The organism is Eilatimonas milleporae, assembly GCF_003688555.1.
Taxonomy (GTDB): Bacteria; Pseudomonadota; Alphaproteobacteria; order Sphingomonadales; family Kordiimonadaceae; genus Eilatimonas; species Eilatimonas milleporae.
The window spans coordinates 339,990-361,167 of record NZ_REFR01000009.1; the positions used below are offsets into that span (position 1 = coordinate 339,990).

Here is a 21,178-nt window from a genome sequence, read left to right on the forward strand (position 1 = left end):
CCATGGGCAGCACCCATAATCATACAGGCGGGTCGCGGGCCACCCATCCGGAACCGGCAGGAGCGGCACTCGTCACCGGGGCGGGACAGCGTATCGGCCGCCATATCGCCGAAATGCTGGCGGACCGGGGATGGGCTGTGGCCGTCCACGTCAACCGGTCCCGCGACGCGGGCGATGCCCTGGTGGCGGACATCACCGACCGTGGCGGACAGGCCGTCTGTCTGACAGCGGACCTGTCAGCGACCCCTGAAGCGGCAGGTGCGCCTGCCGACCCGGTCGGTCCGGACACTGTCCCCGGCCTTGTGGCACAAGCCGCCAACGCTCTGGCCCGCCCGGTCAGCCTGCTGGTCAACAATGCCTCCCTTTTCGAAGACGATCATGTGGGGGCGCTGACTGCCGGCGGATTCCAACGCCATATGGCGGTCAATGCGTTGGCGCCCGCCCTGCTGACACAGGCCATGGCCGCGCAGCTGCCGGATAATATGGACGGCAATGTCATCAATCTGATCGATCAGCGGGTCTGGCGGCTGAACCCCACCTATGTGAGCTATACGGCATCCAAGGCGGCCTTATGGACATTGACGCGGACCCTTGCACAGGCCCTGGCCCCGCGTATTCGGGTCAATGGTATCGGGCCCGGGCCGACATTGCAGAATGTGCATCAGGACGCGGCTCTTTTTGCCCGCGAGGCGGCAAATGTGCCGCTCGGGCATGGTCCAAGCCTTGACGAAATTGCCCGAACGGTGTGTTTTCTGATTGAAACGCCGTCCCTGACGGGACAGATGATCGCGCTGGACGGCGGCCAGCACCTGTCATGGCAGACGCCGGATTTTGTCGGCGCATGATGCGCACCCCGCTTTGAGAGCGGCCTTTTGAGGAAAGACAGCCCCATGGCCGATGACGATCTGAACCGTGCCACCATCGTGCCTTTACCGGCGCGCCCCGGTCTTCGCCGGGTTTTCGTACGCAATTACACCGCCCAGGCCCGGATCGGCGTATGGGACCATGAAAAACAGGCCCCCCAGCCCGTGCGGATCAGTGTCGACTTGTCCGTTCTGGAAAACGGCCCGCATCACGGCGACGAACTGGACGGGGTTGTCTGCTATCAGGACGTGGTCGACACAATCGATTTCATTCTCGCCGGTGGGCATATCCAGCTGGTTGAAACCCTGGCCGAACGCATCGCCGAACAAACACTTTGCGACCGAAGAGTTGTGAGCGTGCGTGTCATGGTGGAAAAGACAACCGCCGTCGATGGTGCCGACAGTGTGGGGGTCGAGATCGAACGTCACAGAAGGGCTTAACTTTTCTGCAATATTTACGATAACCGGAAATGTTAACCATGACCGCATCGAAGTTTTGCACACCGAATCATCGCCTGCCACAGCAGATGGGTCCCCACAACACAACAAATATGTTGATGCTGTTTTTCTCTCATTGACACAAGTTTGCCTTATATAAATCAATGACTTATAAAAAATGCACAAAAAATAGGCAATCCGGTAAAACCCCAGTGTTACAGCCTTGTTGCAGTCTTGAGGCAGGACTTTCCCACAGGGTTATCCACAGACCACGTGGAAAATTATCGGTCGGTCAAAATATGACAATTTAACGACATTGATTCTTACGCCACAGGGTCAGGGCTTTCTGCCAGTCGTCTGCGCGAACCATCTGCGGCAGACGGGGCGGCGACGACATCACCGCCGATAGCTTGCGGAACAACCCCGGGACGGAGCATGATCGGCTCATGAGCAGTTTGCAGGAAGGCGCGGACATCATCCGCCAGCATGCCCGGACGGCCCCCACGGCGCCCGGCGTTTACCGCATGGTCAATCAACACGGTGACGTACTGTATGTGGGCAAGGCGAAAAATATCCGCAAACGCATTCTTTCCTATACGCAGATCAGCCGGCTGCCGACACGCCTGCAGCGCATGGTATCGACAACGCGGTCCATGGTGTTTGTCACCACCGCCACCGAGACCGAAGCCCTGCTGCTTGAAGCATCCCTGATCAAACGGTTCCGCCCTGCCTTCAATGTGCTTTTGAAGGACGATAAAAGCTTTCCCTATATCCTGCTGCGAGAGGATCATCCCTGGCCGCAGATCACCAAGCACCGGGGCGCCCGCAAGACGAAAGGCCGCTATTTCGGTCCCTTCGCCAGCGCCAGTGCCGTGAACCAGACCCTGAACACCCTGCAAAAGATCTTCCAGTTGCGCAGCTGTACCGACGCGGTTCTGAACAGCCGGACGCGGCCATGCCTGCTCTATCAGATCAAACGGTGTTCCGGCCCCTGCGTGGACCGGGTCAGCCCGCCCGATTATGCCGACATGGTAGCGGAGGCCCGCGCCTTTCTGGAAGGACGCACCACCGGTATCCAGAAACGCCTGGCAGCAGCCATGCAGACGGCAAGCGACGCCCTGGAGTTTGAACAGGCGGCCCTGTACCGTGACCGCCTGAAAGCACTGACACAGATTCAATCCCATCAGGCCATGGCGGGCAATGCCTTTCAGGAAGCCGATATCATCGCCGCCGCGCGTCAGGGCGGCCAGGTCGGTATACAGGTGTTTTTCTTCCGGGCGGGCCAGAATTGGGGGCACCGTGCCTATTTCCCCGCCCACAGCGTCGAGGAACGGCTGGAAACGGTTCTCGGGGCCTTTATCGCCCAGTTTTACGACAACAAGCCGGCCCCCCGCCTGATCCTGACCAACATCATGCCGGATGACGGCAGCCTTCTGGCCAGTGCCCTGGGCGACCGCATGGGGCACCGGGTTGAGATCAGCGTTCCGCAGCGGGGGGATCGGGCCCGCGTCGTCAAAACCGCCATACGCAACGCCGAAGAGGCGCTGGACCGCAAACTGGCCGAAAGCAGCAGCCAGGCGGCCCTGCTGGACGGCGTGGCGGAGACTTTCGCCCTCGACGGTCCACCGGCGCGGATCGAAATTTACGACAACAGCCACATCCAGGGCAGCAACGCTATCGGCGGCATGGTGGTGGCAGGACCGGACGGTTTCCTCAAAAACAGCTACCGGCTGTTCAACATCAAGTCGGACACACTGACGCCCGGCGACGATTTCGCCATGATGCGCGAGGTCATGACCCGCCGCTTCGCCCGCCTGATGAAGGAGGACGCCGCCCGTGAGCGTGGGCACTGGCCCGACCTTGTACTGATTGACGGCGGCAAGGGACAGTTATCCGCCGTGACCGGAACGCTCGATGATCTCGGGATCGCCGACGTGCCGCTGGTCGCCATTTCCAAGGGACCGGACCGCCACGCCGGCCGCGAGCAGTTTCATATGAACGAACGCGACAGCTTCATGCTGCCGCAGGGTGACCCGGTTCTCTACTATCTGCAACGTTTGAGGGATGAAGCGCACCGCTTCGCCATCGGCGGCCACCGCGCCAGACGCAAAAAGGACATCCAGAAATCCCCACTGGACGGTGTGCCGGGCATCGGGCCGAAGCGGAAAAAGGCGCTTTTGCATCATTTCGGTTCAGCCAAGGCCGTGGCGGATGCCGATATACAGGCCCTCGGAGCCGTAGACGGCATTTCCAGTGCCATGGCACAGGCCATCTACGACCATTTCCACGAACAGGCATAAACACCCGCAACCCGGCGTATCGCCGAAAGCGGAAAGCGGTATCGCCTAAACAGGGTCTTTGAACTGCACCAGATCCCAAAGGGTGCCATACAGGTCTTCGAAAACGGCAACGGTCCCGTATGGCGCGGTCTTGGGTGGCCTGACAAAGCGCACCCCACGCGCCACCATCGCTTCATAATCCCGCCAAAAATCATCCGTGCGCAGAAACAGAAAAACCCTTCCCCCCGACTGGTTGCCGATGAAGGCCGCCTGTTCAGGCGTCGTCGCCCTGGCCAGAAGCAGGGACAGGCCGTCCGGCCCCGCCCCCGGCGGTGCCACCAGAACCCAGCGTTTATCCTGTTCCGGCTGATACGTATCCTCAACCAGCGTGAAGTTCAGGACATTGGTATAGAAATCGATGGCCTCATCATAGTCACGGACGACAAGCGCCGCATGCGCGATGGATTGCTTCATATCCCTGCCCCTGATTCTGCCACCCTTGTGCCAATACCGCATGCATGCGCCGCCATAATCCTACAGCCCGTCAACAACCGTCCAACCTGAACCTATGGTATAAACCCTGGGTGATTGACCTCGAAGATCAATCAGGCCAAGGTGTGCGCGCATTCAGGATCCGGTTGTCAGGTATGATCGATTGCCGCCTGTGCAGTATACTCAAGGCCGAAGGACGATCAGACATTCTTCATGTGGACCCTGCCCAACATATTGACGCTGTCGCGTATTGTGGTGATCCCGCTCCTCGTCGGCACCTTCTACATTCAGCAGCCGTTGGGCAGTCATATCGCCTTTGCCCTGTTCACACTGGCCGGTATCACGGATTTCTTCGACGGTTATCTGGCACGGGCAACCGGGTCCGTCTCCAAAATCGGTCAATTCCTCGACCCGATCGCCGACAAGCTGATGGTGGGCGCCATCATCGTCATGGTGGTCGGCACCGGCTGGGTCAACGGCGTTCATGTGGTGGCCGCCGTCATCATCATGTGCCGGGAACTGCTGGTGTCGGGTCTGAGGGAATTTCTCGCGGGCATACAGGTTGGCGTCCCGGTCAGCTGGCTTGCCAAATGGAAAACAACGGTACAAATGGTGGCGCTGGCCTCCCTTGTCTGGGCGGAAGGCGGCGCAGCCCTTGGCCTGCCGGCGCTTGATGTCGGCCTTGCGGGTCTGTGGATTGCCGCCGTGCTGACACTGTACACAGGCTATGATTATCTGCGGGTCGGCCTTAAGCATATGGTCTGATAAGGGTTCGGGACACGACACAGCGGGTTGGAGACATCCTGATGCAACTTCTGTATTTCGCCTGGATGCGCGAGCGGATCGGCAAGGGCGAGGAAACACTGGAAAAACCGGCAGCGGTCAGAACCGTCGAGGATCTGATCGCACATCTGAAAACACTTGGCCCCGGTTACGCCCAGGCATTCGAAACCCGGCTTTTGATCCGTGCCGCCGTCAATCAGACGCATGTGGGCCTGGATCATGCGGTAACGGATGCGGATGAGGTCGCTTTCTTCCCTCCGGTCACCGGTGGATGACAAAGGGGGAACGATGCCCGGCAGCATAATCCCCCATGTGCGCGTCCAGACGGATCCTTTCGACCTCATCGCCGAAATGGACGCCGCGCGGCAGGATCGTACCGATATCGGCTCCATCGTCACCTTCACCGGTACGGTACGGGATATGGACGGCACCCTGGCCGCGCTGACGCTGGAACACTATCCGGCCATGACCGAGAGGGAAATAAACCGGATCGCCCTTGACGCCGCCGGCCGCTGGCCGCTGGCCGCGATCCGTATTGTCCACCGCTACGGACGGCTGGAACCGGGCGATGATATCGTGCTGGTGGTAACCGCCGCCCCCCATCGTCAGGCGGCTTTCGAGGCCGCCGATTTCCTGATGGACTATCTGAAAAGCCGGGCCCCTTTCTGGAAAAGCGAAGAAACCGCCACAGGCACGCACTGGGTGGATGCGCGGGACAGCGATGCCCGCGTACTGAAACGCTGGGATGTGTAAAGCCGACCTTTCCCCGACACCAACCGGCTGTTGAAGGTTTGCCCCACCGCCTGAAATTTACACTCGCAGTGGCAGTGATGGATATTGGCGTTGCGGGTACACCCGGACATAGCGATGCCGTAGGGCGGACAGCATGGCCTGTCTTGATCTTGCCCGGAAATGGTGCGTCTGTCGTCACACTTGCCTTTCATACTGACGAAGACATCATCAGGAGAGTACTCACACATGTTCGATATGCGCCTGCCTGTTTCCGCCGCCCTGCTGGCCCTTGGGATTGCCGCTGCCGGCTGGTTTACCGGCAACGGCATCGTAAAGGCCCGGGCCACTGACCGGTATGTCACCGTCAAGGGCCTGGCGGAACGGGACGTACAGGCGGACCGTGCCGTCTGGTCCATCAGTTTTGTCGCCGCCAGCGACAGTCTGGATACGGCACGCAAAAAACTGTTGGCCGATCGCCGGGCCGTTCTGGATTTCCTGACCCGGCACGGTCTCACGGATGCGGAAACGGAGATGCAGAACCTGCGCGTGATTGATCAGGAAGCCCGCACATACACCAGCGGTCAGCCGACAAACCGCTATCTTCTGCAACAAACCACTCTTGTCCGTACGGACAAGGTGGATGCGATTGCCTCGGCGGCGGAAAATATCGGTGCGCTACTGGATGCCGGTGTCATTCTCGGCAATCTTGATGGTTATGACCAGGGGCGCGGCCCACATTTCCTGTTCACCCGCCTGAACGACATCAAACCGGCCATGATCGCCGAAGCGACAGCCAATGCCCGGCTGGCCGCCGGGCAGTTCGCCAGCGATTCCCAGACAGCGGTGGGCGGCGTTCGGCGCGCCCGTCAGGGCTTTTTCGAAATCCAGCCCGCCGACAATGCACCGGGTCTCTATGAACCGGGCCAGATTCACAAAAAAATCCGCATCGTTGTCACAATGGACTATCTGCTGACAGACTGAAGCAGACAGTTTGCAACCAACAAAAAGGCCGGGGAAAACATCCCCCGGCCTCTTCACGTCCCGGTAGCTGAACGCCGGTCAGTTCTGCTGGCGTTTGAGAAAACTCGGAATTTCCAACTGCTCGGTACCACGACCGGCAGGCGCTGCCGGACGGTCATCCGCCTGTACCGCACCCAGACCTGCCTGATCCCTGGCGGGTGCTGCCGCTGGAGCGGGCCGGGCCCCCGTATCGTTAGAGGCCGCCGGCTGGCGAACCGTCGGCAGGTCTTCCCCTTCCTGAGCACCCCGCAATCCCGCCGTCATCAATTGGAAAAAACTGCGCTTGGCCGCAGGCCTGGCAGGCTCTTCGACGGATGCCCGAGGGGTGGTTCCGGCTGTCTGTTGCTGTGCGGCGGGCGACGGACTTTCCGACGTACCGCTCAGATAGGCAGCCTCGTCAAAGGCATTGGCCCGGGTCAACGGCTCGGCGCCAGGCGGGGTTTCGCCGAGAGCCGCGCTGGACGCTTTCGGTGCCATCGGCGCATCGGCCACGAACAGATCCTCTGCCCGCGCGGCGATAGCCTTTTCCTCCAGTGCGTCGACGGCTGCCACAGTCGTGTCGGCTTGCCGGGTTTCAGCGTCCATGGCAGAAACCGGTACCGGATCCGCGACATCGCCCCCCTGATCGCCAGTCATATCAAGCGGATCGGACGGCGCCTCGGGCTGGGTTTCAGACGGCGTCGCGGGTGGGTTTTCAACCGGCGCGTCCATCGTGACGGCTGTCTCGGCAACCGGGGCTTCGGCCACCGGGGCAACACTTTCCTCATCGGCGACCGGCTGTGCAAGCACCGATACGGCGGGCTCAGCCACCGGGGCCGCATCAGCCCCTTCGGCAACAGCCTGTTCAGCGACATGCGCGGAAGACGGGGTGGATGCCGGCGTTTCCGTCACGGGGGCGGAAACGGGACGGGATGCCCCCCTAACGCTTTGACGGTCCGCAGTGGGCAGTCCGGCCAGATTGCCGCCTTCAATACCGGTGGCGACGACGGACACGCGCAGGCGTCCTTCCAGATCCTGACTAAAGGCGGAGCCGAAAACGATCAGGGCATCCGGATCGGCCTGTTCGCGCACCATGTTAACGGCCTCGTCCACCTCGTACAGCGTCATGTCCATGCCACCCGTCACATTGATGATGACGCCTTTCGCTCCTTTGAGCGACGCTTCTTCCAGCAGCGGGTTGGAAATGGCGGCGGCGGCAGCCTCGCCGGCCCGGGTTTCGCCTTCGGCCTCGCCGGTGCCCATCATGGCCTTGCCCATTTCGGACATGACGGTACGAACATCGGCAAAATCAAGGTTGATCAATCCAGGCATGACCATCAGGTCGGTGATGCCCCGCACACCGGAATGCAGAACCTCGTCCGCCATGGCGAACGCTTCGGCGAAGGTGGTACGCTCATTGGCGACACGAAACAGGTTCTGGTTCGGGATGATGATCAGGGTGTCGACCTCGGCCGCCAGTTCCTGAATACCGCTTTCGGCGATCTTCATGCGCCGGCCGCCTTCAAACTGGAAGGGTTTGGTCACCACCCCGACCGTCAGGACACCTTTTTCACGGGCCCGCCGGGCAATGACAGGGGCGGCGCCGGTACCGGTCCCCCCTCCCATTCCGGCGGTGATAAAGGCCATATGATACCCGTTCAGCGTCTGGTCGATCAGGTCCAGCGATTCCTCGGCGGCGGCCTGCCCGACCTTGGGCTGGGCGCCGGCTCCGAGCCCCTGGGTGATCTGGGCACCCAGCTGGATCTTGTTGCCGGCGCCTGAATCCGTAAGAGACTGGGCATCCGTATTGGCGACAATGAAATCCACGCCCTGCAATTCGGCGCGGATCATGTTGGTCACGGCGTTGCAGCCGGCTCCGCCAACGCCCATGACGGCGATGCGCGGCGTCAGCTCGGTCAGTTCGGTGGATTCAAAATCGATCGGCATGGCCCTTGTCCTCCATCATTATCCTGTTTTACCCCGCATGGCAGTTTCAGACCACTGGCAATGCGGTGCGTTTCATCAAAAACTCGCCTTTATCCAGCGCCACAGCCTGGCAAGGCCTCGATCCCCGTCCGGTCTTTTTGTTCCGCCCAGAATGGCGCGGTTGTTTTCGCCGCCATGCAGGGCGGCATATTTCAGCAGTCCGACGGCAACGGTAAAAATCGGTGACTGCGCCGACGTGGGCAGCCCGGCCAGCGGCAGGGGCCGCGCGATCCGCACGCTGGCGCCCAATCGGTCGGCGGCCAGGTCCCGCATTCCCTCGACCAGTGCGGCGCCGCCGGTCAAAACAATGCGGCGGCTGCTTTCGCCGGCGAACCCGGCGGTTGTCAGCGCGCTTTTCACTTCCGCCAGCAGGCCGCAATATTCCCGGTGGATGACATCGGTCAGCCGAGCACGCGGCTGGCGTATGGTCCTGTCAGCGGCGGACTGCTCGCCCACCTGCACCACCTCGATTTCAAGCCGTTCGTCGGCACCGTCCCGCACAGCGCCGCCGTGAAAGGTTTTCAACCGCTCCGCTTCATCGAAGGGGGCTGTCAGCGCCCGTGCGATCTGCTCGGTCACGAGGGCACCGCCCACGGGCAGGATTTCGGAATGGACAAGCGCGCCTTGCGCAAACAGGGCCAATCCCGTGCTGCCAGCGCCGATGTCAATGCAGGCGGCTCCCATGCGGGCCTCGTCTTCCACCAGTGCGGCAAGACCGGCGGCATAGGGTGCCAGCACCATGTCCCGGACATCCAGATGCGCCCGGCGGACACAGGCCTCCAGATTTTTCATCGGCGCACTGTCAACGGTAATCACATGCAGGGCAACCGTCAGTGCCTGCCCGTGAAGACCGACGGGTGCCTTCACACCGTAATGCCCGTCCAACGCGAAGGCGGCCGGAAAAGCATGCAGAATATGACGCTCCCCCACATCGATCCGCTCTCGTGCCTGACGCAGGGCACGGGCAATATCGGCCTCGCTGACCACATGGCCGTCAAGGGCGACTTCGGCTTCGACAATGTCACTGGCCGGACGGCCGGCGGAGAGAGATACGAAAACATCGGCAACCTGTTTTCCAGCCATTTTTTCAGCCTGGTCGACACTGGCCCGGATTGCCTTTTCGGCAGCCGCCATATCGACAACGGCACCGCCGGCAATGCCGGCGCTGGCACGGTTGCCGACCCCTCTGACGGTGATGACACCGCCCGGACGGACATCGGCAATCAGACAGGCGACCTTGTGGGCCCCGACGTCAAGGGCCGTGACCGTGCCTTCCACCCCGTTTTGGTCCGTTACCGCTTCAGCCATCCTTCAAGGTCCCATACTCACATCACACGAACCTGCCGGCACACCGGCCAGGTCATCAGTTCATCAGGTCGTCAGGTCGATACCGTCCATGACCCGGCGCCCCGCAGGCGTCACCCGCATCACCAGTCGATCCGCCAGACGCATATCGATCACACTGATTTCCCGCGCCAGCAGGGCATATTGCTCTTCAAGCCGGATAAACCGGGCGAAAGCGTCCGCTGCGGGATAAACACCGCCGTCCTCTGGAAGCTTCAGCCGCACGCCATTGTCAAACACCAGATCCCAGCGCCGCCCGGAGACACGCACGGCGCTTTGGATCCGCGGCGCCAGACCGGGTGCTGCGTCCATGAGCCGTTTCAGCGCCCCGATTTCCTCAGGCGCCCCCTCGCCGACCAAAAGCATATGTCCGGCAAAGGGCGTCAGATTGCTGATGTCGATCACCACACCGTCGGCATCAACCAACCGCACCCTGCCGCCCTGCTGCCACAAGGCAAAGGGCTCGCGCTCGACAAGCCGGATTGACAGCCCGCCCGGCAGATGCCGTTGTACAACGGCCTGCTTCACCCAGGACAAACCTTCCAGCCGCGTTTTCAACGCATCGATGTCGATGGCGAACATCGGCATACCGGTATCGATGTCCAGAACAGACATGATATCCTGCTGGCTGGTGCGCGCGGCCCCGTCAACATCCACTGACCGCAGAATGAAACCGGCCTCACGGCTGGCTTCAACCATCCACAGGCCGGTTCTGTCCAGGCTCACAGCCGTGACCAGACCAATCAGGCCAAGCATGACGCCAAACGGCAGAAGGTTTTTAAGCCACGGCGATTTGATCGCAACCCCGCTGACAGGATCATGTTTGACCGGCACCGGTTTCGCCAGGGCCCGATTGATCAACGCCTTTTTGGCCAGTGCTTTTTTGACCAGTACCTTCTGGCCGGCAATCCGCTTGACCGGTATACGGACCGGACTGATGGGCCGGGCCTGCTGGGCACTGGATGCGGGACGACAGGGCCTGTCGTGGCCTGCCACCGCACCAATCAGAACGGCACTGCGGGATGTACTCATCCCTGCGCCTCCCCGCTTTCGTGTGAAACGCCGGGTTTGCCGATCCGGCGGATTTCCCAGTCAAGCATCACCCCGGTCTCATCCCGCACACGGGCCCGTACCATTTCTCCGAGACGTTCAATATCATCGGCACTGGCCCGGCCGCGATTGATCAGAAAGTTGCAATGTTTTTCGCTGACCTGGGCGTCACCGACGGCAAGGCCCCGGCATCCGGCCCGGTCAATCAGCTCCCACGCCTTTTGACCGCCGCCAGTCTCGGACGCGGGATTTTTAAAGGTGCTGCCGCCTGTCCGCGTGCCGATGGGCTGGCTGTCGGACCGCTGCGCGCTGATGTCCGCCATACGGGCACGGATATCGGCGGACTGACCGGCCATGCCCTTCAGGCAGGCGCACAGCAGGATCAGCCTGTCATCCACAACGCTGCGCCGGTAACTGAATTTCAGGTCAGCCGGGGTCATGTCCTGCACATGTCCCCAACGGTCCACCGCACGCACATGCTGCACCACATCGGCCACTTCATGCCCGTAAGCGCCTGCGTTCATGGCAATGGCCCCGCCGATGGTGCCGGGCACACCGATCAGGAACTCCAACCCCGCAACGCCGGCATCCGCCGCCGCCCGCGCAACATGCACGTCCATGGCACCGGCACCCGCCTTGACCATGTCACCGCGCGCACGGATACCGGCGAAAGCCCGGCCCAGGCGTATGACCACACCGTCAACGCCGCCGTCACGAACCAGCAGATTCGACCCCACACCGATCACCGTCAGCGGGACATCGCCCGGCAGTCCGCGCAGAAAGCAAACCAGATCGTCCTCATCCGCGGGCTCAAACAGAATTTCAGCCGGACCGCCGGTGCGAAACCAGCTTAACCGGGCCAGTGATGCATACTCGGCAAGGCGCCCGCGCACCTTGGGCAGACGTGCCATCAACGGCCCGGCCGTACCGCTTATGTCGCCACGTCCCTGCAATGCTGATACGGTTTTTTCCACCGCCCGGTTCGCCATCATGCCGCGTCTCCACCACTTGCCTGTCTGTCCAGGGCTTCCGGCAGGCTCTGGGCCCACTGGGTGATCGACCCCGCGCCGAGACAGATCACCAGATCCCCGGGCCGACCATGCTCCAGAACTGTTTTCGCGAGATCGTCAGGGCCGTTCACCGTCACCACAGACCTGTGGCCATGCAGAACCAACCCCTCCGCCAGGGTCTCGTGGGACAGCCCCGGTACGGGCGCTTCGCCGGCCGCGTAGACAGGCGCCACGATGACCGTATCGGCATCATTGAAACAGGTGCAAAAATCCTCGAACAGGGTTTCAAGCCGGCTGTAACGGTGCGGCTGCACCACCGCGATGACACGGCCGGCATAACTGTCACGACCGGCCTTCAGGACGGCGGCGATTTCAACCGGATGGTGGCCATAATCGTCGATCACCTGCAGGCCGGCGCCCTCGCCGACACGGGTAAAGCGGCGCTTGACCCCGCCAAAACCGGCCAGGGCATGTCTGATTGTCTCTTCGTCGATGCCCATCTGCAATCCGACCGCAATGGCCGCCAGGGCGTTCTGAACATTATGCTGCCCCGGCATGGGCAGGGTAATGCCTGTCAGGAACCGTTCGCCGTCCCCGGCGCCCGCACCGTGTCCCAGACTGATGTCGGCATCAAAACGGGAAACGCCATTGTCCGACCGTACATTCACGGCCCGGACCATGGCCTGCGGTGAAAAGCCGTATGTCACAACGCGCCGGTCACCCAGTGCCGCAATCAGCGACTGCACCTCCGGATGGTCCAGGCAGAGAATGGCGGCTCCGTAAAAGGGAACCCGTTCCAGAAAGCTGTGGAAGGCCTGTTTTTCCGCCTCAAACGTGCCGTAATGATCCAGATGCTCAGGGTCCAGATTGGTCACCACCGCAAGCGTGGCCGGCAATTTCACGAATGTTCCGTCGGACTCATCGGCTTCAACCACCATCCAGTCGCCCGCGCCCAGCCGGGCATTTGTGCCGTAGGAATTGATGATACCCCCATTGATCACCGTGGGGTCGAACCCGCCGGCATCGATCACGGCGGCCACCATCGACGTGGTCGTTGTCTTGCCGTGGGTGCCGGCCACCGAGACACACCATTTCAACCGCATCAGTTCGGCCAGCATCTCGGCCCTGCGGACAACGGGAATGCCGGCGGCACGCGCGGCGATCATTTCGGGATTGTCTTCCGTAATGGCCGACGACACCACCACTACACCGGCGTCTCCCAGATTGCCGGCTTCCTGCGTTGTGGCGATACGGATACCCAGGGTCTTCAGGCGCTTTACATTGGCATTCTCGGCAATGTCGGAGCCCTGCACCGGATAGCCCAGATTGTGCATCACTTCGGCGATGCCGGACATACCGATGCCGCCAATGCCGACGAAATGAACGGTACCGATATCAAAGGGCAGATTTTTCATTGCGGGACCCCGTCATCCAGAAAATCCGTGACATGGGACGCCAGTTGCACCGCGGCATCCGGTTGCCCGATACCGCGCAGGGCGTCGGACGCATCGCGCAGCTCTCCCATGTCACTCAAGAGACGCCGCAACAAGGTGGCCAGCCCGTCAGGCGTGAAATCGGTCTCTTCCATCATCCAGCCCCCTCCGGCATCAACCAGGGGCATGGCATTGGCACGCTGATGATCGTCGGCGGCAATGGCCAGCGGCACCAGAATGGCGGGGCGTCCCATGGCCGCCAGTTCCGCCAGGGTCGAGGCCCCGGCGCGGCAGATCACAAGCTGCGTGCGCTGAAGGGTCCCGGCGACATTTTCGAAATAGGCGCCGACCTCCTTGCGGATACCGGCCCGTTTGTAGGCCCTGACCACATTGGCGATATCCTCGGCCCGGGCCTGATGGGTGACGACAAGGCGCCTGCGCAAATCCTCATCCAGGCTCGCGAGAGCCGCCGGCACCACTTCGGACAGGATACGCGCGCCCTGACTGCCGCCGATGACAAACAGCCTTATGTCCCCACCGCCCAGCGGCGTGGCATACGCCAGGTTGGACAGTTTGGCCACGCTTGAACGGACCGGGTTGCCGGTGGTGACCGTCTGTGCCTGCCGGGGCACGCCGCTGGTGGTATCAACACTCAACGCCAGCAGGGCCGCGCTTTTTGAAAGCCAGCGGTTGACACGGCCCAGAACGGCATTCTGTTCGTGCAGCACATAGGGAATACCCAGCAGCCGTGCGGCCAGTATGGGCGGAAGACTGGGATAACCGCCAAAACCGACGACGACGCCGGGGCGGTCGCTGCGGAAAACACTGCGCATGGCGAGGGTCGCACGCAGCAGGCTCCACAAACCACGCAGTTTGGCGGCAACACCGCCGGCCATATGACTTTCCACATCCATGACATGACGCGGCAGCCCCTGACAGATATTCTGGAACCGGTCCCCCCGGCGATCCGTGACCAGAAGCACATCATGCCCCTGCCCTGTCAGAACCCCGGCCAGGGCCTCCGCCGGCACCATGTGCCCGCCGGTACCGCCAGCGGCCAGTACGACGTGCGGATTTTCACGCATATCATCCGTCATGACGCCCAGCCCTGTCTGTGTCCGGGCCTGAGTGTCGCCCCGCTGAAAGACGGCCCCAGAAAGCGGTTGCGCCGTGTCAGGGCCAACACCATGCCCATGGTGACCGCCAGCGCCAGAAGCGACGATCCGCCATAGGAAATGAAAGGCAGCGTCATCCCTTTCGAAGGCAACATGCCCAGGCTGACCCCGATATTGATGATCACCTGCAAACCGAACTGCATCAGCAGACCGGCTGCCGCGATCAGGCGGAAGGGGTCATCCTCGTCCAGAAGCTGGGCCAGCCCGCGCACCACGATGCCCGCAAACAACAGCAGCAGCATGACCGCGGCAAAAGCGCCGAATTCCTCGCCGGCAACGGCAAAAATATAATCGGTATGCGCATCGGGCAGGCTGAGCTTGACGGATCCCTCTCCCGGCCCCCGGCCAAAAAATCCGCCGGCCTCAAAGGCATCGAGTGCCTTGTCGGACTGATAGGTATCGCCGCTGGCCGGATCGAGAAACCGGTCTATCCGGCTGGCCACATGCGGCAGCAGCAGATAGCCGAGCGACAGCCCGAAGACACCGACGACCGCCGCGATCATCAACCCCATCAGCGGTAGGCCCGCAAGGGCCATCTGCCCCAGCCAGACACCGCCGATCAGGACCGTCTGTCCGAAATCGGGCTGCAACAGCAACAACAGGGCCACCAGGCAGAATACGCCGGTGGATATGGCCTTGGCCGGAATACCGGCATCGGTAAAATCGGCGGACAGCAACCACGCCGTCACCACCACGAAAAAGGGTTTGAGAAATTCGCTCGGCTGGAGACCGAACCCGCCCAGTGACAGCCAGCGCGTCGCGCCCTTGATCTCCGGCCCCACCAAAAGGGTCAAAATCAGCAACAGCAGCGTTCCGGGGAACACAAGAATACTGATCCTGCGGATCACGTGATCGGGGCACATGGATACCGCGATCATCAAGGGTACCGCCAGGGACAGAAACAGCGTCTGCTTGCGGACAAAGTGAAAACTGTCCAGCCCCAGCCGGTTCGCCACCGCCGGGCTGGCGGACAGGGTCAGCCACAACCCCAGAGCCACCAGCACCATGACCAGCACCAGCATCCAGCGGTCCACCGTCCACCACCAGCGGGCGATGAGCGACGTGTCACTGCGGGAGAATGTAATCATGCTCCATTCTCCCGCCGCGCCTGACCGCCCATTGACGACAGCCGGACCACGGCCGTGCAGAAGGCATCGCCCCGAGCCTCAAAATTGTCGAACTGGTCAAAAGCCTTGCAAGCCGGCGACAAAAGAACCACGTCCCCCGCCACGGCGGCGGCCGCGGCCGCGCTGACCGCGCTGTCAAGGTCGCCGGCATGAACCGTCGGCACACTGCCTTCCAGCGCGGCCGCGAAGCGGGGGGCGGCCTCGCCGATCAGATACGCGCGTGTCATCCGTTCCGTATGCGCGACAAGGGGCGCCAGATCCTCCTCACTGGCCAGACCGCCGGCAATCCAGTGAATATGTCCGAAGGTTGCAAGCGCCCGCTCCGCAGCCGCCACATTGGTGGCTTTGGAATCATTGATGAAACGCACGCCTTCATGCACGGCCACAAGCTGCTGGCGGTGCGCAAGCCCCGGAAAGCTTTTCAAGCCATCGGCAAGACTGTTCCGGTCAAGCCCCAGCGTGCGGCCGACCATGTAGGCGGCAGCGGCATTCTGCGCATTATGCTGGCCCGCCAGATTGGGCGCTTCGGCAAGATTGAGAATGGGCGTCGGTTCGCCGGTAACCGCATCATAAAGCCAGCCGCCTATGGCGAAAACACCGCCCGGCAGGGCCTCAAGCGCGGAAATCCGCACCACGCGACGACCGGCCGCCCCCAGATCATCGGCCAGGGCCACACCGTGGGCATCGTCCACGCCGACGATGGCCAGCGCCGACGGGCGCTGCATGTCGAACAGACGGCGCTTGGCGGCGACATAAGCCTCCATTGTGCCATGCCGGTCCAGATGATCGGGCGATATGTTTAACTGCACGGCAATATTGACATGAAGCGCGCGGGTCAGATCCAGCTGAAAAGATGACAATTCCAGCACATATGTCCCGCCCGGCGGCAGGGGCTCCAGCGCCAGAACCGCCGTGCCGATATTGCCCCCCAGGGCGGACGGACGTCCGGCAAAGGAAATCATATGGTCGACCAGCGCGCTGGTGGTCGATTTGCCATTGGTGCCGGTAATGCCGACACAGACATGGTTGGCCAGACCCGCACGTGCCACTTCAAACAGGTCCAGATCACTGATCAGGGGAATACCGGCCGCCTTGGCACGGACCACAAGCGGGTGTGGCGCCGGATGGGTCAGCGGCACGCCGGGCGCCAGCACGATCGCCTCCATTCGCGAAAGGTCGACGGTCATCAGATCGACGACACTGCCGCCGACGGCGGTGCGACGGGCGGCGTCATCATCCCAGGCCGTGACGCGGGCGCCCGCGGCCTCAAGCGCGGCCACGGCCGCCTGGCCTGTGCGCGCCAGACCGAAAACACCGATCTGCCGTCCCTTGTATTGTGCCGGTATAATCACGCTTGTCCGTTTCCTGCCCGATGTCCCGTTATCGCCGCCCGGTCATGCCTCACCGCAGCTTCAACGTTGCCAGTCCGATCAGGGCCAGAATGACGGACACGATCCAGAAGCGGATCACGATCGTCGGTTCGGCCCAGCCCTTTTTTTCAAAATGATGGTGTAACGGCGCCATGCGGAAGATACGCCGCCCCGTCAACCTGAATGACGCCACCTGTATGATCACCGACACGGTTTCCAGCACGAACAGGCCGCCGACAATCGCCAGAACGATTTCATGCTTGGTGACGGCCGCCATTGTGCCCAGCGTACCGCCAAGCGCCAGCGATCCCGTATCCCCCATGAAAATCATGGCGGGCGGCGCATTGAACCACAGAAACCCAAGACCCGCGCCAATCAGGGCACCGGCCAGAATTGCCAGTTCTCCGGCACCGCCGACATGGGGAATACCCAGATAGTCGCTGTAAACCGTATTACCCACCATATAGGCGATAAAACCGAAGGCGCCGGCGGCGATGATCACCGGCACGATGGCCAGACCGTCCAGTCCGTCGGTCAGATTGACGGCGTTGGACGAACCGACAATGACAAAAGCGGCAAACGGAATGTACAGCCAGCCCAGATTGACCAGGAATGCCTGGGTAAACGGCAATGACAGGGTCGGCCCGTGCAAATCGGCGAGCCACCACGCAATGGCCCCGGCGATCAGCCATTCGACTGTGAACTTGATCTTGCCCGGAACCCCCTGCGGTGAGGCTTTCGTCACCTTCAGATAGTCGTCCAGAAAACCGATCATACCGAAACTGACCGTCACGGCCAGAACCGCCCAGACATACGGATTGGCCAGATCCGCCCACAGCAAAGTGGCCAGACCCAACGCCAGAAGGATCATGAACCCTCCCATGGTCGGCGTGCCCGCCTTGGTCAGGATATGGCTTTCCGGCCCGTCCTCGCGAATGGGCTGTCCCTTTTTCTGTTTGCTTTTCAGCCAGTTGATAATAGCCGGGCCGAAGACGAAACAGATGATCAGCGCCGTGATGACCGCCGCTCCGGTACGGAAGGTAAGGTACCGCACCAGATTGAACAGGCCGCCCTGATCAGCAAGCGGGGCCAGCAGATTATAAAGCATAGATGGACTCCTTACGCACCACCTGAAACATCTCCTACCAGGCCGCCGCCAGAGCGCCGGCCGCCGCTGTCATCCGCGCGGGCTGCGGCACCGGATCGACGCTGCCGGTCAGGGCACCGACCACCGTATGCAGTCCGGCGCTGTTCGCGCCCTTGACCAGCAACACATCGCCGTCCTTCAGCATATCCGGCAGGGCTTCCGCAACGGATGCGGCATTGTCCATAACGGTCACGGCGATACCGGCGGCAGCGGCCGCCCGCGCCATCCCGGCACCGACAGCGATCACCCGGTCCACCTGCGCAGCGGCCATCGCCGGGACAAGCGAGGCATGCGCCTTGGCGCTCGCCGGTCCCAGTTCGGCCATATCCGACAATATGGCGATACGGCGCCCGCTGGACTGCGGCCGGGCCAGACCCAGACGGGCCAGTGCCGCCCGTACGCTGGCAGGATTGGCCTTGTAACTATCATCGATCAGCAGGACGCGGCGGCCGTCGACCATCAGATGCCGGGCCATGCCGCGACCCTCTTCAAGGCGCAATGTTTCCAGGGCCAGCACCGCATGGCCATGATCGACATCCAGGGCCCGCATCACGCCGAGCACCAGCAGACTGTTCAAAACCCACTCCCCACCGGGCACGCCGATACGGTAAGTGATTTTTTCATCCCCCAGACCCGCCGTGACAAGCGTGCCGTCCTGATCCGCATCCCGTGCCGCGACACACACATCTGCCGCACCGCTGGCCGAGACGATCATCACATGGGCGCCGCTGGCAGCCGCGGCCCCGGTCAGAATATCACCTTCGCCGTGGTCCATGCCGATGACGGCGACGCCGCCCGGCACCAGGCCGTCAAAAATTTCGGCCTTGGCGCGGGCAATCCCTGTAATATCCCCGTCAAAGGCGGCGGCATGGGCCAGACTGACCGTCGTCACAACCGCCACATCGGGACGGACAAGGCGGCTCAACGCCGAGATTTCACCCGGGCCGCTCATCCCCATTTCAAACACGCCGAAACGGCTGTCGCGCGGCATACGTGCCATGGACAACGGCACACCGACATGATTGTTGAAGCTGCGCACACTGGCATGGGTGGGCCCCAGAAGGCTCAGTGCCTGCCGCAATGCCTGTACGACACTGGTCTTGCCGGCACTGCCCGTCACCCCGACCAGACGCACAGGCGCACGCCGGACGGCATGGCGGGCCATGACGGTCAGGGCCCGGGCCGTATCCTCGACAATACACAATCGGCTTTTATCCGAACGGTCTTCGGCCCAGTCAGCCCGCACCAATGCCGCAGAGGCACCGTTTGCAAGCGCCTGATCGACAAAATCATGGCCGTCCATGCGCACACCTGGCAGCGCGACGAACAAATCGCCCGGCACGATGTCACGGCTGTCGATTTGCAAACCGTCAGCATACCAAAGGCGGTCACTGGACGCACCGCAGATATTGGTCAGTTCGGCCGATGTCCAGAGAGGCTCGCGCAAGGTCATAGGCCGTTCCCTTCGCCACCATGCCGCACCCCATGCCGCACCGGGCCGGATGCCATACCCAGCAGACATGCCACCGTCTCAATATCCGAATAAGGCCGGACCGTATCACCGATAATCTGTCCTTCCTCATGTCCCTTGCCGGCAACGATGAGAATGTCGCCGGCCTTCAGTGCCTCAACCGCGGCCTGCGTGGCCGCCTTGCGGTCACCGATGTTGGCGGCATCGGGACAGGCGGCCATGATCTCGTCGCGGATGGCGGCGGCATTCTCGCTGCGCGGGTTGTCATCGGTGACATAGACGCAATCGGCCAGGCCTGCGGCGGCGGCGCCCATTTCAGAACGTTTGCCCGGATCCCTGTCGCCGCCACAACCGAAAACCACATGCAGCCGCGCCGGATGATGCGCCCGCGCGGCCGACAACACGGCGGCAAGACCATCGGGCGTATGCGCATAATCGACAAACACGCTGCCGCCCGACCCTGTCGACCCCAGATACTGCATACGTCCCGGCACACCCTGCAAACGTCCGAGGGCGGCAAAGGCAGCATCCGGCGCGGTTCCTGTCGCGATTGCCAGACCCGCGGCGACAAGAACGTTATCCGCCTGAAAGGTACCGATCAGCGGCAGGTCCACCTGATACAAACGCCCTTCAAACGCAACCGACAGACACTGGCCGTCGGGGCTGGCCGTCTGGTCCACAAGCCGCAGGTCGGCCCGGTCATCCCGTCCGACCGTCAGGGTGGCGAGACCGCGCCCCCAGGCCAGATCCTCCATCACCAGACCCGCCGGTGTCCCCAGATGGATAACCGCAGGCTGGCCGGGCGACAGCAGTTCGCCGATCAACCGGGCCTTGGCAAACAGGTAATTCCGCTCCGTCTTGTGATAGTCCAGATGATCGCGCGTCAGATTGGTAAAGGCCGCCGCCGACAGGCTGACCCCGTCCAACCGGTGTTGATCCAGGCCATGGGACGACGCCTCCAGCGCCACATGGTCCACACCGGCCATGGCCAGGTCATGCAGCATTTCATGCAATCGTGCCGGATCCGGTGTCGTCAGGCCGCCGGGGCGGCTGAGCGGACCGCTGACAACGCCCAGCGTGCCGACGCTGGCGGCTTCACACCCCGCGTCCTGCCAGATCTGGCGGACAAATTCGACCGTCGAGGTCTTGCCGTTGGTACCGGTTACGGCAATCTGTGTTTTCGGTTGCGGACCGAAGAACCGTGCCGCCAGTTCCGCATAACGGCGCCGTGGATTACGGGCCTCGATCAGCACGACGCCCGGCGGCACGTCCGTGCCCTGAGGGGCGAGAACGACAGAAGCCCCAGCCGCCACCGCTTGCGGGATAAAGTCACGACCGTCCGCCTGAACACCCGGCAATGCGGCGAACAGATCACCGGGACGCACAGACCGGCTGTCCGCCGTCAGGCCCCGGATCTCCGGATCCTGCACGGTGTCGGAGGCAAGGCCGAGCAAATCTGTGAGACGCATGGTCATCCGT

Annotated in this window: 19 protein-coding genes; 7 read left to right on the top strand and 12 right to left on the bottom strand. The window is 62.3% G+C overall.

Features of this window, described 5'->3' with window-relative positions; genetic code table 11:
• Positions 1-2: 2 nt before the first annotated feature.
• The 3 genes from BXY39_RS02360 to uvrC all read left to right on the top strand — a co-directional run bounded on the left by BXY39_RS02360 (position 3) and on the right by uvrC (position 3,601).
• Positions 3-845 (top strand): SDR family oxidoreductase, encoded by an 843-nt coding sequence (locus BXY39_RS02360; RefSeq protein ID WP_121937222.1) that lies wholly within the window; start codon positions 3-5, stop codon positions 843-845.
• A gap of 45 nt (positions 846-890) precedes the next feature.
• Positions 891-1,304: a dihydroneopterin aldolase gene (gene folB / locus BXY39_RS02365; protein WP_121937223.1), complete on the top strand. Its 414-nt coding sequence runs from the start codon at positions 891-893 to the stop codon at positions 1,302-1,304.
• Positions 1,305-1,747: 443 nt separating this feature from the next.
• Entirely contained in the window at positions 1,748-3,601 is a 1,854-nt protein-coding gene (uvrC, locus tag BXY39_RS02370) for an excinuclease ABC subunit UvrC (RefSeq protein ID WP_121937224.1), read from the top strand.
• A 45-nt stretch (positions 3,602-3,646) separates the two neighbouring features.
• Here the strand turns inward: uvrC and BXY39_RS02375 are convergent, their stop codons facing one another.
• Positions 3,647-4,054 (bottom strand): VOC family protein, encoded by a 408-nt coding sequence (locus BXY39_RS02375; RefSeq protein WP_121937225.1) that lies wholly within the window; start codon positions 4,052-4,054, stop codon positions 3,647-3,649.
• 231 nt (positions 4,055-4,285) lie between these two features.
• On the opposite strand from BXY39_RS02375, the gene pgsA reads away from it, so the two are divergent.
• The 4 genes from pgsA (at position 4,286) to BXY39_RS02395 (ending at position 6,568) form a co-directional block, all read left to right on the top strand.
• Positions 4,286-4,837 carry a CDP-diacylglycerol--glycerol-3-phosphate 3-phosphatidyltransferase gene (gene pgsA / locus BXY39_RS02380; RefSeq protein ID WP_121937226.1) on the top strand — a complete coding sequence of 184 codons (552 nt, stop codon included), beginning with the start codon at positions 4,286-4,288 and terminating at the stop codon, positions 4,835-4,837.
• Between the two features lie 41 nt (positions 4,838-4,878).
• Entirely contained in the window at positions 4,879-5,130 is a 252-nt protein-coding gene (gene moaD / locus BXY39_RS02385; RefSeq protein ID WP_121937227.1) for a molybdopterin converting factor subunit 1, read from the top strand.
• Between the two features lie 13 nt (positions 5,131-5,143).
• A complete protein-coding gene (locus tag BXY39_RS02390) occupies positions 5,144-5,608 on the top strand; it encodes a molybdenum cofactor biosynthesis protein MoaE (RefSeq protein WP_121937228.1) in 465 nt (154 codons plus the stop codon).
• Positions 5,609-5,833: 225 nt separating this feature from the next.
• Positions 5,834-6,568, top strand: coding sequence for an SIMPL domain-containing protein (locus BXY39_RS02395; RefSeq protein WP_121937229.1), 735 nt, complete (start codon positions 5,834-5,836; stop codon positions 6,566-6,568).
• Positions 6,569-6,646: 78 nt separating this feature from the next.
• On the opposite strand, the gene ftsZ is transcribed toward BXY39_RS02395, so the two are convergent.
• From ftsZ to BXY39_RS02450, 11 genes are all read right to left on the bottom strand, one after another.
• Positions 6,647-8,533 (bottom strand): cell division protein FtsZ, encoded by a 1,887-nt coding sequence (ftsZ, locus tag BXY39_RS19635; RefSeq protein WP_121937230.1) that lies wholly within the window; start codon positions 8,531-8,533, stop codon positions 6,647-6,649.
• A 75-nt stretch (positions 8,534-8,608) separates the two neighbouring features.
• Positions 8,609-9,880, bottom strand: a complete 1,272-nt coding sequence (gene ftsA, locus BXY39_RS02405; RefSeq protein WP_121937231.1) for a cell division protein FtsA — start codon at positions 9,878-9,880, stop codon at positions 8,609-8,611.
• A 63-nt stretch (positions 9,881-9,943) separates the two neighbouring features.
• The gene (locus BXY39_RS02410) at positions 9,944-10,948 is read right to left on the bottom strand and encodes a cell division protein FtsQ/DivIB (protein ID WP_121937232.1); all 1,005 of its coding nucleotides are present in this window, start codon (positions 10,946-10,948) and stop codon (positions 9,944-9,946) included.
• Positions 10,945-11,877 carry a UDP-N-acetylmuramate dehydrogenase gene (gene murB / locus BXY39_RS02415; RefSeq protein WP_211332091.1) on the bottom strand — a complete coding sequence of 311 codons (933 nt, stop codon included), beginning with the start codon at positions 11,875-11,877 and terminating at the stop codon, positions 10,945-10,947. Before murB ends, BXY39_RS02410 begins: the two co-directional genes overlap by 4 nt.
• Positions 11,878-11,954: 77 nt before the next feature.
• A complete protein-coding gene (gene murC, locus BXY39_RS02420; RefSeq protein WP_121937233.1) occupies positions 11,955-13,391 on the bottom strand; it encodes a UDP-N-acetylmuramate--L-alanine ligase in 1,437 nt (478 codons plus the stop codon).
• On the bottom strand, positions 13,388-14,506 hold the full coding sequence (murG, locus tag BXY39_RS02425; RefSeq protein ID WP_121937234.1) for an undecaprenyldiphospho-muramoylpentapeptide beta-N-acetylglucosaminyltransferase: 1,119 nt from the start codon (positions 14,504-14,506) through the stop codon (positions 13,388-13,390). The genes murC and murG overlap by 4 nt, the downstream gene beginning before the upstream one ends.
• Entirely contained in the window at positions 14,503-15,672 is a 1,170-nt protein-coding gene (ftsW, locus tag BXY39_RS02430) for a putative lipid II flippase FtsW (RefSeq protein ID WP_121937235.1), read from the bottom strand. Before ftsW ends, murG begins: the two co-directional genes overlap by 4 nt.
• Positions 15,669-17,063, bottom strand: coding sequence for a UDP-N-acetylmuramoyl-L-alanine--D-glutamate ligase (gene murD, locus BXY39_RS02435; RefSeq protein WP_211332040.1), 1,395 nt, complete (start codon positions 17,061-17,063; stop codon positions 15,669-15,671). Before murD ends, ftsW begins: the two co-directional genes overlap by 4 nt.
• A gap of 49 nt (positions 17,064-17,112) precedes the next feature.
• Positions 17,113-18,189: a phospho-N-acetylmuramoyl-pentapeptide-transferase gene (gene mraY / locus BXY39_RS02440; RefSeq protein ID WP_121937236.1), complete on the bottom strand. Its 1,077-nt coding sequence runs from the start codon at positions 18,187-18,189 to the stop codon at positions 17,113-17,115.
• Between the two features lie 34 nt (positions 18,190-18,223).
• Positions 18,224-19,681: a UDP-N-acetylmuramoyl-tripeptide--D-alanyl-D-alanine ligase gene (locus BXY39_RS02445; RefSeq protein WP_170163565.1), complete on the bottom strand. Its 1,458-nt coding sequence runs from the start codon at positions 19,679-19,681 to the stop codon at positions 18,224-18,226.
• Complete coding sequence (locus BXY39_RS02450; RefSeq protein WP_245998945.1) at positions 19,678-21,168, bottom strand: UDP-N-acetylmuramoyl-L-alanyl-D-glutamate--2,6-diaminopimelate ligase; 1,491 nt, start codon at positions 21,166-21,168, stop codon at positions 19,678-19,680. The genes BXY39_RS02445 and BXY39_RS02450 overlap by 4 nt, the downstream gene beginning before the upstream one ends.
• Between the last annotated feature and the right edge of the window lie 10 nt (positions 21,169-21,178).

Excerpts from the sequence above, each read along its gene's own strand:
- ftsZ (WP_121937230.1), bottom strand. The coding sequence starts at position 8,533 with ATGCCGATCGATTTTGAATCCACCGAACTGACCGAGCTGACGCCGCGC.
- BXY39_RS02360 (WP_121937222.1), top strand. The coding sequence starts at position 3 with ATGGGCAGCACCCATAATCATACAGGCGGGTCGCGGGCCACCCATCCG.
- BXY39_RS02395 (WP_121937229.1), top strand. The coding sequence starts at position 5,834 with ATGTTCGATATGCGCCTGCCTGTTTCCGCCGCCCTGCTGGCCCTTGGG.
- pgsA (WP_121937226.1), top strand. The coding sequence starts at position 4,286 with ATGTGGACCCTGCCCAACATATTGACGCTGTCGCGTATTGTGGTGATC.
- murC (WP_121937233.1), bottom strand. The coding sequence starts at position 13,391 with ATGAAAAATCTGCCCTTTGATATCGGTACCGTTCATTTCGTCGGCATT.
- BXY39_RS02450 (WP_245998945.1), bottom strand. The coding sequence starts at position 21,168 with ATGCGTCTCACAGATTTGCTCGGCCTTGCCTCCGACACCGTGCAGGAT.
- ftsW (WP_121937235.1), bottom strand. The coding sequence starts at position 15,672 with ATGATTACATTCTCCCGCAGTGACACGTCGCTCATCGCCCGCTGGTGG.
- uvrC (WP_121937224.1), top strand. The coding sequence starts at position 1,748 with ATGAGCAGTTTGCAGGAAGGCGCGGACATCATCCGCCAGCATGCCCGG.
- folB (WP_121937223.1), top strand. The coding sequence starts at position 891 with ATGGCCGATGACGATCTGAACCGTGCCACCATCGTGCCTTTACCGGCG.
- murB (WP_211332091.1), bottom strand. The coding sequence starts at position 11,877 with ATGGCACGTCTGCCCAAGGTGCGCGGGCGCCTTGCCGAGTATGCATCA.
- BXY39_RS02410 (WP_121937232.1), bottom strand. The coding sequence starts at position 10,948 with ATGAGTACATCCCGCAGTGCCGTTCTGATTGGTGCGGTGGCAGGCCAC.
- moaD (WP_121937227.1), top strand. The coding sequence starts at position 4,879 with ATGCAACTTCTGTATTTCGCCTGGATGCGCGAGCGGATCGGCAAGGGC.
- mraY (WP_121937236.1), bottom strand. The coding sequence starts at position 18,189 with ATGCTTTATAATCTGCTGGCCCCGCTTGCTGATCAGGGCGGCCTGTTC.
- murG (WP_121937234.1), bottom strand. The coding sequence starts at position 14,506 with ATGACGGATGATATGCGTGAAAATCCGCACGTCGTACTGGCCGCTGGC.
- ftsA (WP_121937231.1), bottom strand. The coding sequence starts at position 9,880 with ATGGCTGAAGCGGTAACGGACCAAAACGGGGTGGAAGGCACGGTCACG.
- BXY39_RS02445 (WP_170163565.1), bottom strand. The coding sequence starts at position 19,681 with ATGACCTTGCGCGAGCCTCTCTGGACATCGGCCGAACTGACCAATATC.
- BXY39_RS02390 (WP_121937228.1), top strand. The coding sequence starts at position 5,144 with ATGCCCGGCAGCATAATCCCCCATGTGCGCGTCCAGACGGATCCTTTC.
- BXY39_RS02375 (WP_121937225.1), bottom strand. The coding sequence starts at position 4,054 with ATGAAGCAATCCATCGCGCATGCGGCGCTTGTCGTCCGTGACTATGAT.